This window comes from Desulfoglaeba alkanexedens ALDC, from assembly GCF_005377625.1.
GTDB classification, from domain to species: domain Bacteria; phylum Desulfobacterota; class Syntrophobacteria; order Syntrophobacterales; family DSM-9756; genus Desulfoglaeba; species Desulfoglaeba alkanexedens.
Genome location: NZ_CP040098.1, coordinates 1,845,882 through 1,863,301 on the forward strand (window position 1 = coordinate 1,845,882; position 17,420 = coordinate 1,863,301).

Genomic DNA, 17,420 nt, shown 5'->3' on the forward strand with positions numbered 1-17,420 from the left:
GCCATCCGTTCATGTTGCTTGACAGCAGACCGGAATGTTAATAAAGGAACCTGAAATTGATCGCGACGGGAGGAACAGGAATGCAAAGGGTCCCCATAACCCGCGAAGGCTACGAACGCCTTCTGCAAGAGCTGCAACGGCTTCAAAAGGAAGAACGGCCGGCCGTGATCCAGGCCATCGAAGAAGCCCGAGGCCACGGAGATCTTTCCGAAAATGCGGAATACGAGGCCGCCAAAGAGAAACAGGCCCTGATCGAAGGCCGCATCAAGGATCTACAGGAGCGACTGGCCAATTCCGAAATCATCCAACCCGACGGGGACGGCGACGGCAGGGTCATGTTCGGCCGAACCGTGGTCCTCGAAGACCTCGATTCCGGCGAAACCCTTTCGTATCGGCTGGTCGGTCCCTACGAAGCGGACATCCAGTCCGGCACCCTGTCGGTTTCGTCCCCCATCGGCAAGGCATTGATCAGCAAGGAAGTGGGCGATGAAGTCAAGGTGAAAACGCCGAGGGGGTTGCGCACCCTGGAGATCCTTGAGGTCCGGCCGTGAACCGCGAACGCCGCGGCATCGGAAAGGCGCTGATTTCAGGATATTTTGCTTGACATCCTGAGACCTTCCACCTAAAAGCAAGGCTTGCTGCGAAGCCGATCAAGGGAACGGAACCGGCCGGCGCGGCCGAAGCTGTTGAACGAAGCGAGGAGGATCTGTCTTGGCCAATCACAAGTCAGCCGTCAAGCGTGTGCGCCAGAGCGAAGAACGGCGTCAGCGCAATCGGGCGCGAAAGTCGCGGATGAAGACAGCCATCAAAGCCCTGGAAGAGGCCATCGACGCCAGGGACCGGGAGCTGGCCGCCGAGAAGTTGAACGAGACCATCTCCATCATTGCCAAGACGGCATCCAAGGGCGTCATTCACCGGAACACCGCATCACGCAAAATTTCACGGCTTACCCGCCGCGTGAATGCGCTGAAGGCGGCCGAATCGGCCTGAGGCGGAGGGGGATCCTCCGCGAGAGCCCTTGTGGAGCGGAATGCCTGGGTCCGTGAAGCCTTCACGGGCCCTTTTTCGTGGATAGACGGTAAACAATGGATTCCAGGGCCTTTACTGGATCGACCTGGGAGCTTTTCAATGCGTAGTCCAGATCCTGAAGCCTGCGGTGGACGTCGGCCAGCTCGTCGTCGCTGAAAGACTCCGAGGAACGCTGCTGCCGGGACACCACGAAGAGAGGCACCTGGAGCCGCTGGGCGATTTCCTGAGGGGCCAGGCCCAGCCCCAACCCGTCCTTGATCCCCCACAGGATGCGTACTTCCCGGGCCAGTATAGCCAGAACGGCCAGCGGAGGCTCTCCTTCCTCCAGCAGCCGGTGAAGCGCCAGAAGCGCCTCCCGCGGTTTTCGAGAACCAGCCGCGCGAACCATTTCAAAGACCGTAACCGACCGGTTCTGCCCCACCACACGGTCCACGTCCTCAGCATCGATCTCGGTTCTCTCACCCGCGTAAAGCGCCAACTTTTCCAGCTCCGCCTGCAATGCCGGAAGATCGGGACCCACCTTCTGAACCAGAAGTTCCGCCGCTGGAGCGGTCAGTACCTTCCCCAACGCCTGCGCGCGCTGCTGAATCCATCGCGGCGCCTGCTTTTCGCCGGGCGCCGAAAATTCCACCACCAGGCCGGCGGCACCCACGGCCGTCTCCAGTATCTTGGGGGTCTTTTTCAGGGGAACAGCCAAGACCAGGCACGCCCGGGGGTTCGGGCGGGACGTGTAGGCGGCGACGGCCTCCTGCTGCGCCTTGTTCCACTGATCCGGGCGGTCGACCATCACCAGGCGTTTCGACCCGAACATGGCGAGCGTGCGGAGCCTTTCCACCACCTGGGCCGCTGAAACCTGAGAAGCATCCAGCCTTTCACCGTTAAAACGCCGTGCCCCCTCGGGGACAACCGAACGGACAAGCCGCCGCCACGCCTCGTCAACGAGAAAATCGGAATCACTCTTGAACAAATACACCGGCACCGGGGTCGATTCCTTCAGGTGCCGGTAGAATTGAAAGGCGTTCATGGTCAGAAACGGCTGAGGAAACGATCGTGGATCCGTACGGCCAGCTCCCGCGCCACGATTTCCAGGGCGTGCCGGCGGTTCTCAAAACTCGCCATCGCATCCGGGTCATGAAAATACTCTTCGAAGTAAACCATGTTTCGATCTTCCCAAAGAATGGTGCCGTCTTTTGCATCCTCACACCGGATATCGAGCACCAAGTGGATCCGCGTTTCGATGGTTTCTTCGGCTTCCCGGTGAGCGACGTCCGACGTCCCGAGGCTCTTCACCCGCCCCCAAAAAACGGCTTCGGCCTGTTCCAGCGGTACCACTTCCATATGACTTCGCAGCAGAAACTCCCGCCGGAGCGCCGACGCCAATATACTTTCGAGCCCGGGTTCCCCCGTCGCGTTTTCGAACACCGGAATGGCGATCTTTCGAAGGGACGGCCGGGGCCCCGGTCCTTCACCGGCAAAATAATAGCCGCAGGAAGGGACCACCGCAAACCACAGGGCAAGAACCACCATGGCGAACACCATTCGTTGCAGGGGCACCTTCATGGAAGCGCCTTTCCCGTTGCGGGTCCGTCAAACGACAATATTCACCAGCTTCTGAGGCACCACGATCACCTTGCGAATCGTCTTGCCCTCGATGAAGCTCCTGACTTTCGGGTCTTCGAGCGCCGTCGCTTTCATTTCTTCTTCGCCGGCTACCGCGGACAGCGTGATGCGGCTCCTAAGCTTACCGTTCACCTGAACCACCACGAGGACCTGATCGCTCTGAACGGCGTTTTCGTCCCAGGCGGGCCAGGAAGCTCTGAAAATGCTCGTCCTCCGGCCGAGAGCTCTCCAGATCTCCTCGGTGATGTGCGGGGCCATGGGCGAAAGCAGCACCACCATGGCGTCCGCCGCCGCACGCAGGACGGGCCAGAAGGCTCTTTCCCGATCACTCGCCTCCAGCGTTTGGTACATCGTGTTGACCAGTTCCATGATGGCTGCGATGGCCGTATTGAAATGATACCGCTGCTCAATGTCTTCGGTCACCTTCTTGATGGTCTGGTGTGTCTTGCGGTGCAGCTCAAGGAGGCACCCGGTGAGCTCGTTCGGCGAGCCTTCGAAGGGCCGCGCGGAAGCCAGCGCCTCCCGGTTTTCGCTCACCAAGCGCCAGACCCGCCCTAGGAACCGCGAAGCCCCTTCCACCCCCTGGTCGCTCCATTCCAGCTCCTTTTCAGGGGGAGCGGCGAAAAGACAGAAAAGCCTCACCGTGTCGGCTCCGTACGTTCGGATCATATCGTCGGGATCCACCACGTTTCCCTTGGACTTGCTCATCTTGGCGCCGTCTTTGATGACCATCCCCTGGGTCAACAGATTCCTGAACGGCTCGTCCACGCCCAGGTATCCCAGGTCCCGGAGCACTTTCGTGAAGAACCTGGAATACAGGAGATGGAGGACGGCGTGCTCGATGCCCCCGATATACTGATCGACGGGAAGCCAGTAATCGACCCGCTCCCGATCCAGGGGCCCGCTCTCGTGGTCGGCGCAGGCAAACCTGGCGAAGTACCAGGACGATTCCACAAAGGTGTCCATCGTGTCGGTTTCCCTTCGGGCGGGTCCGCCGCAGACCGGGCAGTTCGTCTTTACAAAGGCTTCGCTCATAGGAAGCGGCGACGCTCCATTGGGCAGGATGTCCAAATCCAGGGGAAGCACCACGGGGAGGTCCTTTTCCGGAACCGGGACGGCGCCGCACCGATCGCAGTAGACAATGGGAATGGGAGCCCCCCAGTAACGCTGGCGGGAAATCCCCCAGTCCCTAAGCCGGTATTGAACGGTCCACCGCCCGCGGCCTTGAACCTCCAAGTCCCGGGTGATGGCCTCCCGGGCCCGTTCTGAAGTGAACCCCGTGTACCTGCCGGAATCGATCAGGACCCCGTCGTCCTCGAAGGCTCGGTCCAATTCATCGGGTGACGGCACTTCCTCCGACCCCTGGGGCTGAATCACCACCCTGACGGGGAGATTATACTTGCGGGCAAACTCAAAGTCCCGCTGATCATGAGCCGGAACTCCCATGACGGCGCCCGTCCCGTATTCCATCAGTACGAAATTGGCCACGTAGATGGGCATGCGGTCGCCGGTCACCGGATTGATGCAGCAGCTTCCCGTAAAGACGCCTTCCTTTTCCAGGAGCCCGGCATCCCGCTCGCCCCGCTTGGCCCGCTTGGCGCGCTCGACGAACTCCACTACAGCCTGCTCCTGGGGCTTACCTCGGCAGAGCGAAGGCACCATGGGGTGCTCAGGGGCAAGGCTCATGAAGGTCGCCCCGAACAGCGTGTCCGCCCGCGTGGTAAAGACCTCGATGGAAGGCCCGCCTTCCTCCACTTGGAACCTGAGAAGACTTCCGTAGCTCTTGCCGATCCAGTTGCGCTGCATGGTGAGCACCCGTTCGGGCCACCCCGGAAGTCGATCCAGGTGTTCAAGCAGCTCTTCCACGAAGTCCGTGATCTTGAAAAACCACTGTTCCATTTCCTTCTGGACCACGGGCTGTTCACAGCGCCAGCACGCTCCGTCTTCCACCTGTTCGTTGGCGAGCACCGTGTGGCACGTTTCGCACCAGTTGACGTAGGCCTTTCGCTTGTAGGCGAGTCCCCGTTCGTACATCTTGACGAAAAAAAGCTGTTCCCAACGGTAGTACGACGGATCGCAGGTGGCGAACTCCCTGGACCAGTCGTAGGAAAATCCCAATTGCTTCAACTGCCGGCGCATGTAATCGATATTGGAATAGGTCCAGCGGGCGGGGTGGATCCCGGCCTTGATGGCGGCATTTTCCGCGGGCATTCCGAAGGCGTCCCAGCCCATGGGGTGCAGCACGTTGAATCCGCGCATCGAAAGGAACCGCGCCACCACATCCCCGATGGTGTAGTTCCTCACGTGCCCCATGTGGATCCGCCCCGAAGGATAGGGGAACATCTCGAGCAGGTAGAATTTCCTGCGGTCGGAGTTCTCACGTACCTTGAAGAGTTCTTCCCTTTCCCAATATTCCTGCCATTTCGGCTCGATCGCCTTGGGAACGTACTTGGTTTCCATCCGCGTCTCTCTTCCTTCCTGTTGCCGCAAGTCCGCGGGCCGCGGGGCTCCGAAAAGTATAAGGCTACGAGTTCCTTCGAAGAACGGCTCGAAAGTCGGCTGACTTGTAGCACAGGAACCGCGGTTTATCAACAGCGGCCAATTCCGGCAGGCAGGCAGGCAAGCAGGCAAGCAGGCCGCAGCAGAGGCGGGAAGTAGAGAACCCGGGGCACCCAAAAGAACCCCAGGCGCTCAGGGCTGAACTCAGCCGTCATGCCGGTGAGTCGCGGAAAGCCGGGCGTTACCCCGGGTCGAAGTTCCCCTTGGCTTTAGCATCCATCGGACGTTCGGCGTTTCGACCGTTTTTTGCGCGGCACAAGCTGCCTTGAAAAGCCGGGGGGAAGTGTTTAGACTAACAACGTTTACAGCGACAGACGTTCAGGCCACCGGCGAAGGAAAGAAATGATCGAAAAACTACAAAAATTTCCGGATCAGGAAGAAATCGAAAAAGAGCTGAGCGATTACCTCAGCAAGAAGTACGGTCGACCCATCAAGGTGGTTTCCCCCATGATGATGCCCGAGGCCAAAAAGAAAGACGAAGGAGGGGCGGGGGCTCCTCCGAGTGTCGAAAAGATCCGTTTCGACATGAAACCTGAGGAATTGGAAACGTACTTGGACCAGTACGTGGTCAAGCAGGAAGACGCCAAGGCCGTTCTGGCGACCAAGATCTGTACGCACTACAACCGGATCCGCTGGCAGCAGCAGCGGGGGCGGGCCGCCACGGACCAGACGATCGGGCGGATCAAGAACAACATCGTCCTCATCGGCCCGACCGGCGTGGGAAAGACCTACCTGGTCAAGCTCATCGCTCAGAAACTGGGCGTCCCCTTCGTCAAGGGGGACGCCACCAAGTTCAGTGAAACCGGCTACGTGGGAGGTGACGTCGAAGACCTGATTCGCGACCTGGTGAAGGAAGCGGACGATGACATTCAGCTGGCCCAGTACGGAATCGTCTTCATCGATGAAATCGACAAGATCGCTTCCAGCCGTAACCTGGTCGGCCCTGACGTCTCCCGGACGGGCGTCCAGCGCGCACTCCTGAAACCTCTGGAAGAAACCGAAGTGGACCTGCGGGTGCCCCACGATCCCATCTCCCAGATCCAGGCCATCGAGCACTACCGTAAGACCGGCAAACGGGAAAAACAGACCATCAATACGCGGAACATCCTTTTCATTGTGAGCGGCGCCTTCGGTGATCTGGCTTCCATCGTGAAGCGGCGGGTGGAAAGCCAGGGCGTGGGTTTCGGTGCGAATGTCCAAAGCCGCGAAAACGATTACAGGTACCTGAAGAGCGTGAAAGCGGAGGACCTGATCGCCTACGGGTTCGAGAGTGAATTCGTGGGCCGGCTTCCCGTCGTCGCCGTGTTGGAACCGCTCACAGAGGACGACCTCTACGACATTCTTCGAAACCCCAACAATCCCGTTATTCTGGGCAAGAAGGAGGATTTCCGTTCCTACGGCATCGACCTGAAGTTCGACGACACCGCGCTGCGGCTCATCGCCGAAATGGCTCACCGAGAGAAGACGGGGGCAAGAGGACTAGTGAGTGTCATCGAACGGGTTCTCCTCCCCTTTGAAAAACGCCTGCCGTCTTCATCGGTGCGCTACCTCACCGTCACGGAAGAGGTGGTGCGGCGTGCGCGCGAAGAACTGGAGTTCATCCTTTTGAACCCGGAAGACCCGGATCGCCTCCACCGCTACGAGCGCCTCGTCGGCGAGGAAAAGGAATCGGCCCGTGACCAGGTGATGAGGCGAAAGAAGTCTTACATCCAAAAGTATCCGTTCGTATTCAGCCCCGACCGCCTCGAACTTCTCCTGGACGAACATCTGCGCACGGGTATCACCATCGAAGCCCTGTTCGACGAATTCATCCTTCTGTACAACCAGGTGAAGGTGTTCGAAGACGACTTTCACGAACAGCACGGCTTCAGAATTCACTTTGACGATCAGGCGATCAGTGCGATCATCCGCAAGGCGATCGAGCAGGGTCTGTCGGCTTCTGAAATCTGCCGGCGTATCTCCCGCGACTACGACTACGGGTTCAATCTGGTGGCCGACCGAAGCGGGCAGACTCAATTCATACTCCCCGAAGCGGCCGTGGAAGATCCTGGCGTATACCTGGATGAACTGATCCGGGAAACCTACCGTCGGCATCCCCTCAAGACTCCCGACATGCAAAAGGAACTCTGAACGAGGACACCTCCCCGATGATCGGCATTTCCAAGCTCTACTGCGGTACGGTGGAACCGTCCGATGCACTCCGGTATGGACGAAAGAGCGGCAGGCTTCCTTCTCACCTTCTTCAGTTTTCGGAAGACAAGAAGCCGGTGGTGGTCTGGAACGTGACCCGGCGATGCAACCTGAAATGCGTCCACTGTTACGCTCACGCCGCCGATCGCGACTTTCCCGACGAACTGACCACCGCCGAAGGCAAGGCCCTTCTGGATGATCTCGCCCGCTTCGGAGTCCCGGTGGTCCTGTTTTCGGGCGGGGAACCCTTCGTGCGGCCGGACTTGCTCGAACTGGCCGCTTACGCCGTGGATCGCGGTATGCGCGCGGTTATCTCCACCAACGGCACGCTCATCACGCCGACACTCGCAAAACAACTCAAAACCGTCGGCCTCTCCTACGTGGGGATCAGCCTGGACGGCATGGAAGACGTCAACGACAGATTCCGAGGCGTTCCCGGTTCCTTCCGCCGCGCTCTCGATGGCATCGCCGCCTGCGCGGAAGCCGAAATCAAGGTGGGGCTTCGGTTCACCATGAACCGGTTGAACGCCGCGGAAATTCCGGCGATCTTCGACCTCCTGGAGGAACGGGACATTCCCCGCGTCTGCTTCTATCACCTGGTGTACGCCGGGCGCGGAAGCGCCCTGATGAAAGAGGACCTGTCCCACGAAGAAACCCGCCGTGCGGTGGACCTGATCATCGATCGAACAGCGGACCTCCACCGCCGCGGCAAGCCCAAAGAAGTGCTCACCGTGGACAATCACGCGGACGGCCCCTACCTCTATTTGCGGCTCCTCAGAGAAGGTTCGCCGCGCGCCGCCGAAGTCCTGGAACTGCTCAAGATGAACGAAGGAAACAGTTCAGGACGCGGCATCGGGTGTGTGAGCTGGGACGGGACGGTCCACGCCGATCAGTTCTGGCGGCACCACGCCTTTGGCAATATCCGGGAGCGGCCCTTCAGCGAAATCTGGACGGATCTCTCGGACCCCCTGATGGCACGGCTTAAAGAGAAGAAACGCTACATCAAGGGGCGGTGCGCCCGGTGCCGCTGGCTCGATATCTGTGCCGGCAACTTCCGCGTGCGAGCCGAAGCGGCGACCGGAGATGTGTGGGCGCCCGATCCGGCATGCTACCTCACCGATGAAGAAATCGGTCTCCAGTGATTGCAAACGCTTCCGGCAAGAGGAGTCCACGACCATGATGTTTCCCGATTATCGCCCTCGACGGTTTCGCCGAACCGAAAACCTCCGACGCATGATCCGCGAGACCACGCTTACCGTGGATCGGCTGGTGTATCCGCTGTTCGTTTCGGCCGGTGAGGGGCTCCGAAACCCCGTGGCGTCCATGCCCGGAGTCTTCCAGCTGTCGGTGGACGAACTCCTCAAGGAAGTGGACTCGGCTGCCGCACTCGGCATCCCGGCTGTGCTTCTCTTCGGACTGCCCGAAACGAAGGACGAAATAGGGAGCCAGGCATCGGCCGCACATGGCCCCGTTCAGACAGCCACCCGCCGCATCAAAGAACATCACCCGGAGCTGGTCGTGATCACCGACGTGTGCCTCTGCGAATACACAAGCCACGGTCACTGCGGCATCCTGCGGGGCCGCGAAGTGGACAACGACGCCACCCTGGAAGCGCTGTCCGCCGTAGCCCTGTCGCACGCCAGGGCCGGTGCGGACGTAGTGGCTCCATCGGACATGATGGACGGCCGTGTGGGCGCCATAAGGGGCGTTCTGGACGACAATGGGATGGAAAACGTAGGCATTCTTGCTTATTCGGCCAAATACTGTTCCGCCTTCTATGGCCCGTTCCGGGAGGCTGCCGATTCCGCCCCCCAGTTCGGCGACCGGCGCACCTACCAGATGGATCCCGCCAATTCCGACGAAGCCCTCCGCGAAACCGCCATGGACATCGAGGAAGGGGCCGACATGGTGATGGTGAAGCCCGCTTTGCCCTACCTCGACATCATCCGGCGCGTCAAGGAAGAGTTCGATTGGCCGGTGGCCGCCTACAACGTGAGCGGCGAATACGCCATGGTCAAGGCGGCGGCTTCCATGGGCTGGTTGAACGAGGAGCCCGTCATGATGGAAATGCTTCTGTCCATCCGCCGGGCCGGTGCGGACCTCATCATCACCTATTTCGCCAAAGACGCCGCAAGGCTCCTGCGTGAGGCGTGAGAGGAAGAGATCATTGACGATACAGGCCTCGGATTTTCCTTCGGGCACCGGACCGCTCGAAAGCCACGCGCCGGACACGCCCGCTTCAGATCATTCCCTGCGGCTTGTCGCCTGGGAAGTGACCCGGAGCTGCAACCTTGCTTGCATCCATTGCCGTGCCGCCGCTCAGAACCGCCCTTATCCCGGTGAACTCGCCACGGAGGAATGCTTCAGGTTTCTCGACGACATCGCCGGGTTCGCGCGACCCATCGTCATTCTGACCGGCGGGGAACCGCTCCTGCGCCCGGATATTTTCGATATCGCGGCCTATGGGACCCGCCTGGGGCTCCGTATGACCATGGCCCCCAACGGCACACTGGTGAGCCCGGAAAATGCCCGCCGCATGGTCGAAACAGGCATCCAGCGGATCAGTATCAGCCTGGACGGCGCCACCGCCGCATCCCACGACGCTTTCCGCGGCATGCCCGGAGCGTTCGACGGAGCCATTCAAGGCATCCGTTGCGCCCGGGAAAGCGGCCTCCCGTTTCAGGTCAACACCACCATCACCGCACAGAATCTGCATGAACTGCCCGCCATCCAGGAACTGGTGGTGTCGCTCGGAGCCGTCGCTCACCACATTTTCTTGCTGGTGCCGACCGGTCGCGGAAAGAACCTGGAAGAACAGGTGATCAACGCCCGCCAGTACGAGGAAACCCTCCACTGGTTCTACGAACAGCGCGAGCGCGTCCCCCTTCAATTGAAGGCCACCTGCGCACCGCACTACTACCGCATCCTCAGGCAGCGGGCCCGCGAGGAAGGACGCCCGGTGGATATGCAGACCTTCGGGCTCGACGCCGTGACCCGGGGCTGCCTCGCGGGGACCGGTTTCTGCTTCCTTTCCCATGTGGGTACGGTCCAGCCCTGCGGCTACTTGGAGCTCGACTGTGGAAACATCCGGCGGAGGCCGTTCCGGGACATCTGGGAAAACTCGGAGGTGTTTCAGCGATTGCGGGATTTTCGAAACTACGAGGGAAAGTGCGGGCGCTGTGAATATATCCGGGTCTGCGGCGGGTGTCGAGCTCGAGCCTACGAGGCCACGGGAAACTACCTGGCCGAAGAACCTCTTTGCCTGTATGAACCCCGCGGTCGAACCGCGTCTTGCCCTTCAAAGTAAAATGCGGAAGAATTCGGCCTCGCCTCCTGCACCACCTTGTTATGACAAGGGACTTCGAAGGCGGCGGCCTTCACCCCTGGAACGCCCTGCGTTCCATATACCGTCAGCGGTTCACCACGAACACGTCGATCTGGTGTCTACGGTCGGGTTCCGCATCCGTCGCCAGCGTAAGCGTGGCATGCTGCTGCGTGCCCTTGGGGACGTGTTCGAGTTTGGGTTCCACCTGTAGTGTATAACCCTGGCCTTCCGGCAAAGGTTGCTGCCGGATGGAAAGCAGCCGGTCGTCGAAGGTCAGTTGGGTGATGCGAAACGGCCTGTCCTCGTTGTTTACGATAAGGATGCTCCCCGATCGGGGGGGACTCTGAGCGTTCAACCGTCCAACCAGCACATTGGTGGGCCGGATGCCGATGACCCCCTCGATCACGCCCGTCACCCGGACCTGGATCTTAGGTTTTTGGGGATGGTCGGTGAAGCAGGTGAGCATCCCCTGATAGTTTCCGCTCGAAGCTCGATTGGCCACAACGAGACGGTAGTGAGTCCCCTCGGTCACCGTTTCAAGGCGGAATTCAACCCGGTCGCCCAGATCCGTTTCCACCTTTTGGATATGAAACGGCCCGGAGCGTGAAATAAGGTCCAGACTCTGTTCGGTCAGCGCCTTGGCCACACCGCGGAAGACAACGCTGGGCACGGGCTTCACCTCAATGACGGGCCTTACCGTCCCTTTGATCAGCAGAGCGAGACGCGGACTCTTGGGATCGTTGGTGAACACGGTGGCCCCTTTGGCCACCCGCCCGTGATAACCTCGAAGATCGACCTTCAAAGTGATGACCCCCTCGCCACCGGGAGGGACGGCCCGATCGAAATCGGACACCGCGCAGCCTCAGCCCGGGCGCACGTTGAGGATCTTGAGCTCCGCATCGCCCGAGTTCTTCACCTTGAACGCATGAACGATCCAGCCGCCTTCGTCGATTTCGCCGAACTCGTATTCCGGTTCGGCGATTACTACGGCGGGCGCGGCATCGCCTGCCGGTTGCTGAGCCGTTTGCGCCGGTTTCGTCTCCGCTGGAACGGCCGGTGAGTCCTCGGCAAGAACCGGCATCGCCGTACAAGTCACGAAAAACACCAAACAACCGATCCAACTCGACAGCATCGACACGTCTCCTTTGCCGCACAAATCCGAACCATTGGAAGGGGCCCGCCGCGCCGGGCAACTCCTGGAATCCGTGGAAATCCGGCAAACATCGCTTCAGCCGGAAGCGACGTCTCCGTTCACTTTTCGCAGCAGAACGCTCAGGGGAACCACCTGGACCCCTTCCTTTTCGAAGCGAGGCGCTTCTTCCGCCAACACCTTTAAGGTGACGGCATGAGGATGCCCGATGGCGACGGCGGTCCCCTCCACCTTCGCCTTGCGAATCAGGGCCTGCACCTGCTTTCGCACGAAGGCTTCGGTGGGGGTATGATCGAGAAAAATATCCCGCCTCAAGGCGGGAACTTGCAGGTCTCGTGCGGAAGACAGCCCGGCCGTCTTGGCGCTGGTATAGCTGTCCAGAAAAAAGAGTCCTCGTCGGCGAAGTTCACGCAGGACGATCCGCATCTTTTCCGGATCCTCTGTAAAACGGGACCCCATGTGGTTGTTCATCCCTACCGCGTACGGCGTGGCGTCCAGAGCCGCCTGGAGCGTTTCTTCCACCTGTTCTTCGGTCATCGAAAGCAGAAGCGCCCCAGGACCTGGATCCGTCTCAGGAAATCCCTGGGGTTCCATGGGCATGTGCACTATGACCTCTCGGCCGCGGGCGTGGACCCGTTCCGCCACTTCCCGGCTGTGCCGCAGGTGGGGCAGGACGGAAAAGGTGACGGGGAAGGGAAGGCTCAAAAATTGATTGGCAATGTCAATATCTTGGCCGAAATCGTCGATCACGATGGCCGCAAAACCTTGAGGCGGAAGCGGTATCGGCCTGGTTTCGGGTTCCGGCTCGAGCTGGGGAGCGGCGGGCGGGCTCAGTCGTAAGGCCAGCTCGCTTTCCGTCCGTTCGCGTTCCGCGCCGGGCCCTTGAGCTGCAGGAGGCCCGACGGTCTCCTTGGCCGTGGAGGCCGGACTTCGCGGTACGGACCGCGCAGGCTCGGACGAAGCCCTGTTGGACGCGGCTTCGGAAACCGGGCCGGATTTACGCGTCCCGGTGGCGTTTTGCGACGAGGGTCCGCCCCAGTAAATCAGGCTGGCCAGGACCACCACCGCCAGGAACCAAACCGTGAACAACGGCAGCAAGGCCGGGTTCCGTTTCTTCCCGGCCTTGCGCTTTGTCGTCGTCTTCTCCTTCTTCGGCATCCGCGCTTCCACGATTCTGCTACTGAAACTGCATCTGCGCCATGATCTTGTAGCCCTTGAGCAAGTCGACAGCGCGCCGGAGCTGGTTATCCTTTTCGAGGATCCGCGTCGGTTGCTCCACCTCCCCTTCATCCTCGTTCGCTACGGGTTCCTCGCCCTCCGGGGCTTCCATGTGCCGCGGCAAATCCTTCTCCCGCACCCGGTGGTCCGGCTCTTCCGCAGCGCCGGAAGCAACCGGAAGCTCCCGCTTCACCAGGATGTCGGGTTCAATGCCTTTGGCCTGAATGGATCGACCGCTCGGCGTGTAGTAGACGGCGGTGGTGAGCCGTACCGCGGAACCGTCATTGAGCGGAATGACGGTCTGGACCGAACCTTTTCCAAAGGTGTCCTCGCCCAGGATGACGGCTCGTTTATGGTCTTGGAGCGCCCCCGCCACGATCTCGGATGCGCTGGCACTGCCGCCGTTGACAAGAACCACCATCGGGTAGGGACGAGGCGTTCCGTTCTTCTGCGCTTCAAACTTCATCTGCTGGCTCTCGCGGCGGCCCCCGGTGTAAACGATCAAGCCCGAATCAAGAAACTCGTCGGCCACCGCCACGGCCTGATCCAGCAGGCCGCCCGGATTGTTCCTGAGATCGAGCACAAGACCCTGAAGGGGCCCGCTGCCCTTTTCCAGTCGATCCAGCTCCCTGGCCAGGTCCCGGCTCGTACCGCTCTGAAAACTGGAAATCCGCACGTACCCGATCCCTTTTTCGATCTCCTGGCTGCGTACGCTTTGAACCGAAATGATGTCCCGTGTCAGCTCGAACTCCAACGGTTTGCGTTCCCCTTCCCGAAGGATGGTCAGCTGGACTTTCGTCCCCTTGGGGCCGCGCATCTTCTGAACGGCTTCCATGAGGGTCATCTCCTGGGTGGGGGTGCCATCGATCTTGATGATCTGGTCGTTGGCCTGGATGCCCGCCCGGTCCGCCGGCGTATCCTCGAGCGGCGCGACCACCGTCAGGACTCCGTTCCGCAAAGTGATCTCTATGCCGATCCCCCCGAATTTCCCTTTGGTCTCGATCTGAAGCTCTTTGTAATCTTCGGGCCGCAGAAAGGACGAATGCGCATCGAGTTCCCTCAGCATACCGCTGATCGCCCCGTACACCAGCTTCTCGCTGGCGACTTCCTCCACGTAATGATCCTGGATCAGGTTCATCACATCGCTGAAAAGTTTCAGGCGTTCGTATACCGTCTTTTCGTCGGCGGTGGCCTTCGCCGCCTGGAAGGACACCCACCCGAAGGCCAAAATCGCGATGCTGATGGCCAGAACCAGTAACTTCTTCTTTCGTTTAAGCATGCTCAGGTCCTCACCGTTTGGCTACTTTTCCCAGATTCACCCAGTCCCGCACATCAACAGGCCGGCCGCCGTGTCGAATCTCGAAGTACAGCTTAGGCCCGTCGATACTTCCCGTCTCACCCACCACCCCCACCACTTCCGACTCCCCGACTCGATCTCCCGCCTTTTTGCGCAGGCGGTCCAGATGAGCCATCAAGCTGTAATAATGCTGGCCATGGTCGATGATCATCAGGTTTCCGTAACCCTTGAACCACCCCGCAAACACCACCACCCCGGGATGAATCGCCTTCACGGGTTCTCCCGCCGGGGCCCGAAGGATAATGCCATTATTATATAAAATTGAATAATATGGAGAATCTTTTTTTCCTTCTTTCCCGGTGAACACCTGTCCGGAGGCGGGAAGGGGGAGTTGGCCGCGCCGCTGCGAAAACGGGACGGGGTCGGCCTCTGGATCGGCGGCACGGCTCTTCCGCTCGCCGAAAACGGCGCCGCCGGGCTCTCCAGCCTTCAGGCGGGGTTCTTCCTGAAGGCATACCAAGAGCTGTATCTTTTCGTTTCTGAGCTCTTCCAGGACCGCCTTCTTCTCCTCCAGCCGCGACTGGACAGCGGCACGGCTTCTTTCCTTTTCTTCAAGTTCCCTCCGGAGCGCTTCCAGGGACGTCTGTTCCGCGTTGAGCGCGGCGAACAGAACCTTATCGCTTTTCAGCAGCTCACCCATCGCCTTGACGGCATGGATCCCCGACTCCAGGTCGCCCGCCGTCAGCAGGGGAAACAGGTAGCCCATTCCACTGAACTTGTAGAGCGCCACCAGGCGGGATTCCAGTTTCTCCCGCAACGCCTGAAGGGCGATCCGGGACTGCTCGAGGCGTTCCTCCAGGTCCTGCCGGCGCTCTTCGAGCGCTTCACGTTCCCTGGCTGCTTCCTCCAGTTTTGAAGCGACCCGAGTCATTTTTGCTTCCAGGGTCTCCAGTTGATCGAGAATCCGTTCCCGCCGTCCATCGGCCCCCGAAGCGAGCTCCGCCGGACCCTCGGGTCGGGCGGCCCGTCCGGCAGGTACCGTGCAAACCCACGCGAGGAGAGCGATCAGAGTCACCACGAGGGAGTCGGTCATCCGCTTCGTCATGATCGTTTCAGACCTTCAGGAACCGTCTCAGTGCCAGCCAGGACCCGAGGCAGCTCAACAAAACGCCGACCAGGAGCAACCCGAAAAGGCATTCCAGGATCTCTTGCGGCCCCAGCGCAAGGGTCTCGGCCAGCGGTTCGGGAAGAATGCGCCGCGCCGCCAGCAAGGCAAACGTCAGGGGCCCTGCGGCCAGGACGCCCCCCATCACGCCCTGAAGTAATCCTTCGAGAACAAACGGCAGCCGAATGAATCCCTCCGTCGCTCCAACGATCGAATAAACTTCGATTTCGTTCCGCCTTGCGAGGACGGTCAACTTCACCGTGTTGGAGACGATGAGAGTGGTCGCAAAAAAGAGCAAAGCCACCAGAGCGATTCCCACCACCTGGATCAAGTGCAGCGCCCCTTCGATCTTCCGCTGCCAGACGCTTCCCGAATAGACGTCCTCCACTTCGGCGATGGCTTCGATCTTTTCCACGAGCCCGTCCATCTCCTCGGCCGTAACTGCTCCAGGGCGAAACGAAATTTCCAAAGAATCCGGCAACGGATTGCTTTCAAAGCCGTCGAAAACGTCCCGCCAGCGGTCCAGCCTTTCCTGAAGACGCCGCCAGGCCTCTTCCCTGGGCACGGGGACCACTGAATCCACCTCAGGCCACCTTTCCAATTCTCTGGCCAGGGCGTGCAGGCGGTCGTCGGAGACACCATCTCGCAGGTAGGCGACCGCCTTGGCTTCCGCCATCCATTGAGGCACCCATTGCCGGACCGCCCAAAACGCGACCGAAAAAGTCCCCAGAAGGAGCAGGCAGAGCGCCAGCGTGAGAACACTCAGCGAAGTGGCGAAGAGGTTCACCTTCAGGTTTTCGACCGCTCGCCGCAGGTGAAAAAGGAATCGTTCTATAACCAAGGATCCCCCGTTGGCCTGCCGGAGCAGGGCTGCCGGCCGATGGGTGCGTCTTCGTGGAACCGCCCGCCTTCGATCCGCACCTTCCGGCTTTCGGGAAAAAGCCCCGGCAATCGCGCGTCGTGGGTGGCCACAATCACCGTCGCTCCGCGGAAATGGATCTCCTTGAACAGCTCCATAACCCGCTCGGACGAACACTCGTCCAGGTTCCCGGTGGGCTCGTCCGCCAGAACGATTTTGGGATCGTTGGCCACCGCCCGGGCAATGGCCACCCGCTGCTGTTCCCCCCCGGACAGCTGCCGGCACGGCAGCGACGCTTTGGCCTCGAGCCCCACGAAACGAAGGATGTAATGCACTTTCTTCTGGATGTAGGCGCTGGGTCTGCCGACGACTTCCAGGGGCAGAGCCACGTTCTTCAAAACGGAAGCCGATCCCAGGAGCTTGAAGTCCTGGAAGACCATCCCCACCTGCCGCCTCAAAGCGGGAATGTCGCGCCTGGGCAGGCGTCTCAAGTTTCGGCCGTCGATGACGATCTGCCCCTCACTGAGGGGTTCCAAGGCCAAAAGAAGCTTCAAGAAGGTGGTCTTTCCAGCACCGCTCGGCCCCATCAGAAAAACGAACTGGCCTTGCTGGATCTGGAGGTTGGCATCCCGGATCACCTCGTGTCCCCTGACATAGCGCTTGCCTACATTGAAACACTGGATCAGCGCCCCTCCCGCTCCGGCTTCCGGCCGAGATCCCCCGAACCCAGGGCGCAGCGGGGACGCCCGCCTTTCACTCATGCCGCCCTCCAGAAACGCCCGAAACCGGTTCCCACCGGCAACCGGAAGACGCCCCGTTTCGCAACCCCGCCGGAGAACGGTCCGGGATCGGGCGGACAACCGTCCCAGTCCCTCGAAAATTCAGGGAATCCCGTTATCGCCTTTACAGCGGAGGCTCTTGATCGTTCCAATCTCCGGCAATTCATAAAACCGGCGGTGCCCGCTCCCCTGGCGATCCTTTCCCGCGCGCCATATCCTTCAGGCAAGA

General features: G+C 60.5%; 16 protein-coding genes. 6 read left to right on the forward strand and 10 right to left on the reverse strand.

Annotated features, from left to right (window positions below; all coding sequences use genetic code 11):
- Window positions 1-80 precede the first annotated feature (80 nt).
- Both greA and rpsT read left to right on the forward strand, forming a co-directional pair.
- Window positions 81-551, forward strand: a complete 471-nt coding sequence (gene greA, locus FDQ92_RS08340) for a transcription elongation factor GreA (RefSeq protein ID WP_137424135.1) — start codon at window positions 81-83, stop codon at window positions 549-551.
- Between the two features lie 160 nt (window positions 552-711).
- On the forward strand, window positions 712-990 hold the full coding sequence (rpsT, locus tag FDQ92_RS08345; protein WP_137424136.1) for a 30S ribosomal protein S20: 279 nt from the start codon (window positions 712-714) through the stop codon (window positions 988-990).
- Between the two features lie 61 nt (window positions 991-1,051).
- Here rpsT and holA read toward each other — a convergent pair whose 3' ends face one another.
- Genes holA through leuS form a run of 3 tightly spaced genes read right to left on the reverse strand, consistent with a single transcriptional unit; the run spans window position 1,052 to window position 5,109 of the window.
- On the reverse strand, window positions 1,052-2,008 hold the full coding sequence (gene holA, locus FDQ92_RS08350) for a DNA polymerase III subunit delta (RefSeq protein WP_170180254.1): 957 nt from the start codon (window positions 2,006-2,008) through the stop codon (window positions 1,052-1,054).
- Window positions 2,009-2,055: 47 nt separating this feature from the next.
- The gene (lptE, locus tag FDQ92_RS08355) at window positions 2,056-2,589 is read right to left on the reverse strand and encodes an LPS assembly lipoprotein LptE (protein ID WP_137424138.1); all 534 of its coding nucleotides are present in this window, start codon (window positions 2,587-2,589) and stop codon (window positions 2,056-2,058) included.
- A 27-nt stretch (window positions 2,590-2,616) separates the two neighbouring features.
- A complete protein-coding gene (gene leuS, locus FDQ92_RS08360) occupies window positions 2,617-5,109 on the reverse strand; it encodes a leucine--tRNA ligase (protein WP_137424139.1) in 2,493 nt (830 codons plus the stop codon).
- 441 nt (window positions 5,110-5,550) lie between these two features.
- Here leuS and FDQ92_RS08365 point away from each other — a divergent pair, with 441 nt between their 5' ends.
- From FDQ92_RS08365 to ahbD, 4 genes are read left to right on the forward strand one after another with little or no spacing between them, the layout of a single operon-like run.
- Complete coding sequence (locus FDQ92_RS08365; RefSeq protein WP_137424140.1) at window positions 5,551-7,338, forward strand: AAA family ATPase; 1,788 nt, start codon at window positions 5,551-5,553, stop codon at window positions 7,336-7,338.
- Window positions 7,339-7,355: 17 nt separating this feature from the next.
- Window positions 7,356-8,540 carry a 12,18-didecarboxysiroheme deacetylase gene (ahbC, locus tag FDQ92_RS08370; RefSeq protein WP_137424141.1) on the forward strand — a complete coding sequence of 395 codons (1,185 nt, stop codon included), beginning with the start codon at window positions 7,356-7,358 and terminating at the stop codon, window positions 8,538-8,540.
- A 34-nt stretch (window positions 8,541-8,574) separates the two neighbouring features.
- Window positions 8,575-9,552 carry a porphobilinogen synthase gene (hemB, locus tag FDQ92_RS08375; protein WP_137424142.1) on the forward strand — a complete coding sequence of 326 codons (978 nt, stop codon included), beginning with the start codon at window positions 8,575-8,577 and terminating at the stop codon, window positions 9,550-9,552.
- 19 nt (window positions 9,553-9,571) lie between these two features.
- Window positions 9,572-10,705 (forward strand): heme b synthase, encoded by a 1,134-nt coding sequence (gene ahbD / locus FDQ92_RS08380; protein WP_137425773.1) that lies wholly within the window; start codon window positions 9,572-9,574, stop codon window positions 10,703-10,705.
- A 103-nt stretch (window positions 10,706-10,808) separates the two neighbouring features.
- Here ahbD and FDQ92_RS08385 read toward each other — a convergent pair whose 3' ends face one another.
- The 7 genes from FDQ92_RS08385 to ftsE all read right to left on the reverse strand — a co-directional run bounded on the left by FDQ92_RS08385 (window position 10,809) and on the right by ftsE (window position 17,173).
- Window positions 10,809-11,576 (reverse strand): DUF1573 domain-containing protein, encoded by a 768-nt coding sequence (locus tag FDQ92_RS08385; protein WP_137424143.1) that lies wholly within the window; start codon window positions 11,574-11,576, stop codon window positions 10,809-10,811.
- Between the two features lie 9 nt (window positions 11,577-11,585).
- On the reverse strand, window positions 11,586-11,855 hold the full coding sequence (locus FDQ92_RS08390) for a DUF1573 domain-containing protein (protein WP_137424144.1): 270 nt from the start codon (window positions 11,853-11,855) through the stop codon (window positions 11,586-11,588).
- A 96-nt stretch (window positions 11,856-11,951) separates the two neighbouring features.
- Window positions 11,952-13,031, reverse strand: coding sequence for a divergent polysaccharide deacetylase family protein (locus FDQ92_RS08395; protein WP_170180255.1), 1,080 nt, complete (start codon window positions 13,029-13,031; stop codon window positions 11,952-11,954).
- 19 nt (window positions 13,032-13,050) lie between these two features.
- Window positions 13,051-14,370 (reverse strand): S41 family peptidase, encoded by a 1,320-nt coding sequence (locus FDQ92_RS08400; RefSeq protein ID WP_211341221.1) that lies wholly within the window; start codon window positions 14,368-14,370, stop codon window positions 13,051-13,053.
- A gap of 10 nt (window positions 14,371-14,380) precedes the next feature.
- On the reverse strand, window positions 14,381-15,493 hold the full coding sequence (locus FDQ92_RS08405; protein WP_137424147.1) for a murein hydrolase activator EnvC family protein: 1,113 nt from the start codon (window positions 15,491-15,493) through the stop codon (window positions 14,381-14,383).
- 7 nt (window positions 15,494-15,500) lie between these two features.
- Window positions 15,501-16,394: a cell division protein FtsX gene (locus FDQ92_RS08410; RefSeq protein ID WP_137424148.1), complete on the reverse strand. Its 894-nt coding sequence runs from the start codon at window positions 16,392-16,394 to the stop codon at window positions 15,501-15,503.
- Entirely contained in the window at window positions 16,385-17,173 is a 789-nt protein-coding gene (gene ftsE, locus FDQ92_RS08415) for a cell division ATP-binding protein FtsE (protein WP_211341222.1), read from the reverse strand. Before ftsE ends, FDQ92_RS08410 begins: the two co-directional genes overlap by 10 nt.
- Window positions 17,174-17,420: the final 247 nt, after the last annotated feature.

Coding starts and splice junctions, on each gene's coding strand:
- lptE (WP_137424138.1), bottom strand. CDS start 2,589: ATGAAGGTGCCCCTGCAACGAATGGTGTTCGCCATGGTGGTTCTTGCC.
- ftsE (WP_211341222.1), bottom strand. CDS start 17,173: ATGAGTGAAAGGCGGGCGTCCCCGCTGCGCCCTGGGTTCGGGGGATCT.
- leuS (WP_137424139.1), bottom strand. CDS start 5,109: ATGGAAACCAAGTACGTTCCCAAGGCGATCGAGCCGAAATGGCAGGAA.
- greA (WP_137424135.1), top strand. CDS start 81: ATGCAAAGGGTCCCCATAACCCGCGAAGGCTACGAACGCCTTCTGCAA.
- FDQ92_RS08400 (WP_211341221.1), bottom strand. CDS start 14,370: ATGCTTAAACGAAAGAAGAAGTTACTGGTTCTGGCCATCAGCATCGCG.
- hemB (WP_137424142.1), top strand. CDS start 8,575: ATGATGTTTCCCGATTATCGCCCTCGACGGTTTCGCCGAACCGAAAAC.
- FDQ92_RS08365 (WP_137424140.1), top strand. CDS start 5,551: ATGATCGAAAAACTACAAAAATTTCCGGATCAGGAAGAAATCGAAAAA.
- ahbC (WP_137424141.1), top strand. CDS start 7,356: ATGATCGGCATTTCCAAGCTCTACTGCGGTACGGTGGAACCGTCCGAT.
- FDQ92_RS08405 (WP_137424147.1), bottom strand. CDS start 15,493: ATGACGAAGCGGATGACCGACTCCCTCGTGGTGACTCTGATCGCTCTC.
- FDQ92_RS08395 (WP_170180255.1), bottom strand. CDS start 13,031: ATGCCGAAGAAGGAGAAGACGACGACAAAGCGCAAGGCCGGGAAGAAA.
- FDQ92_RS08390 (WP_137424144.1), bottom strand. CDS start 11,855: ATGCTGTCGAGTTGGATCGGTTGTTTGGTGTTTTTCGTGACTTGTACG.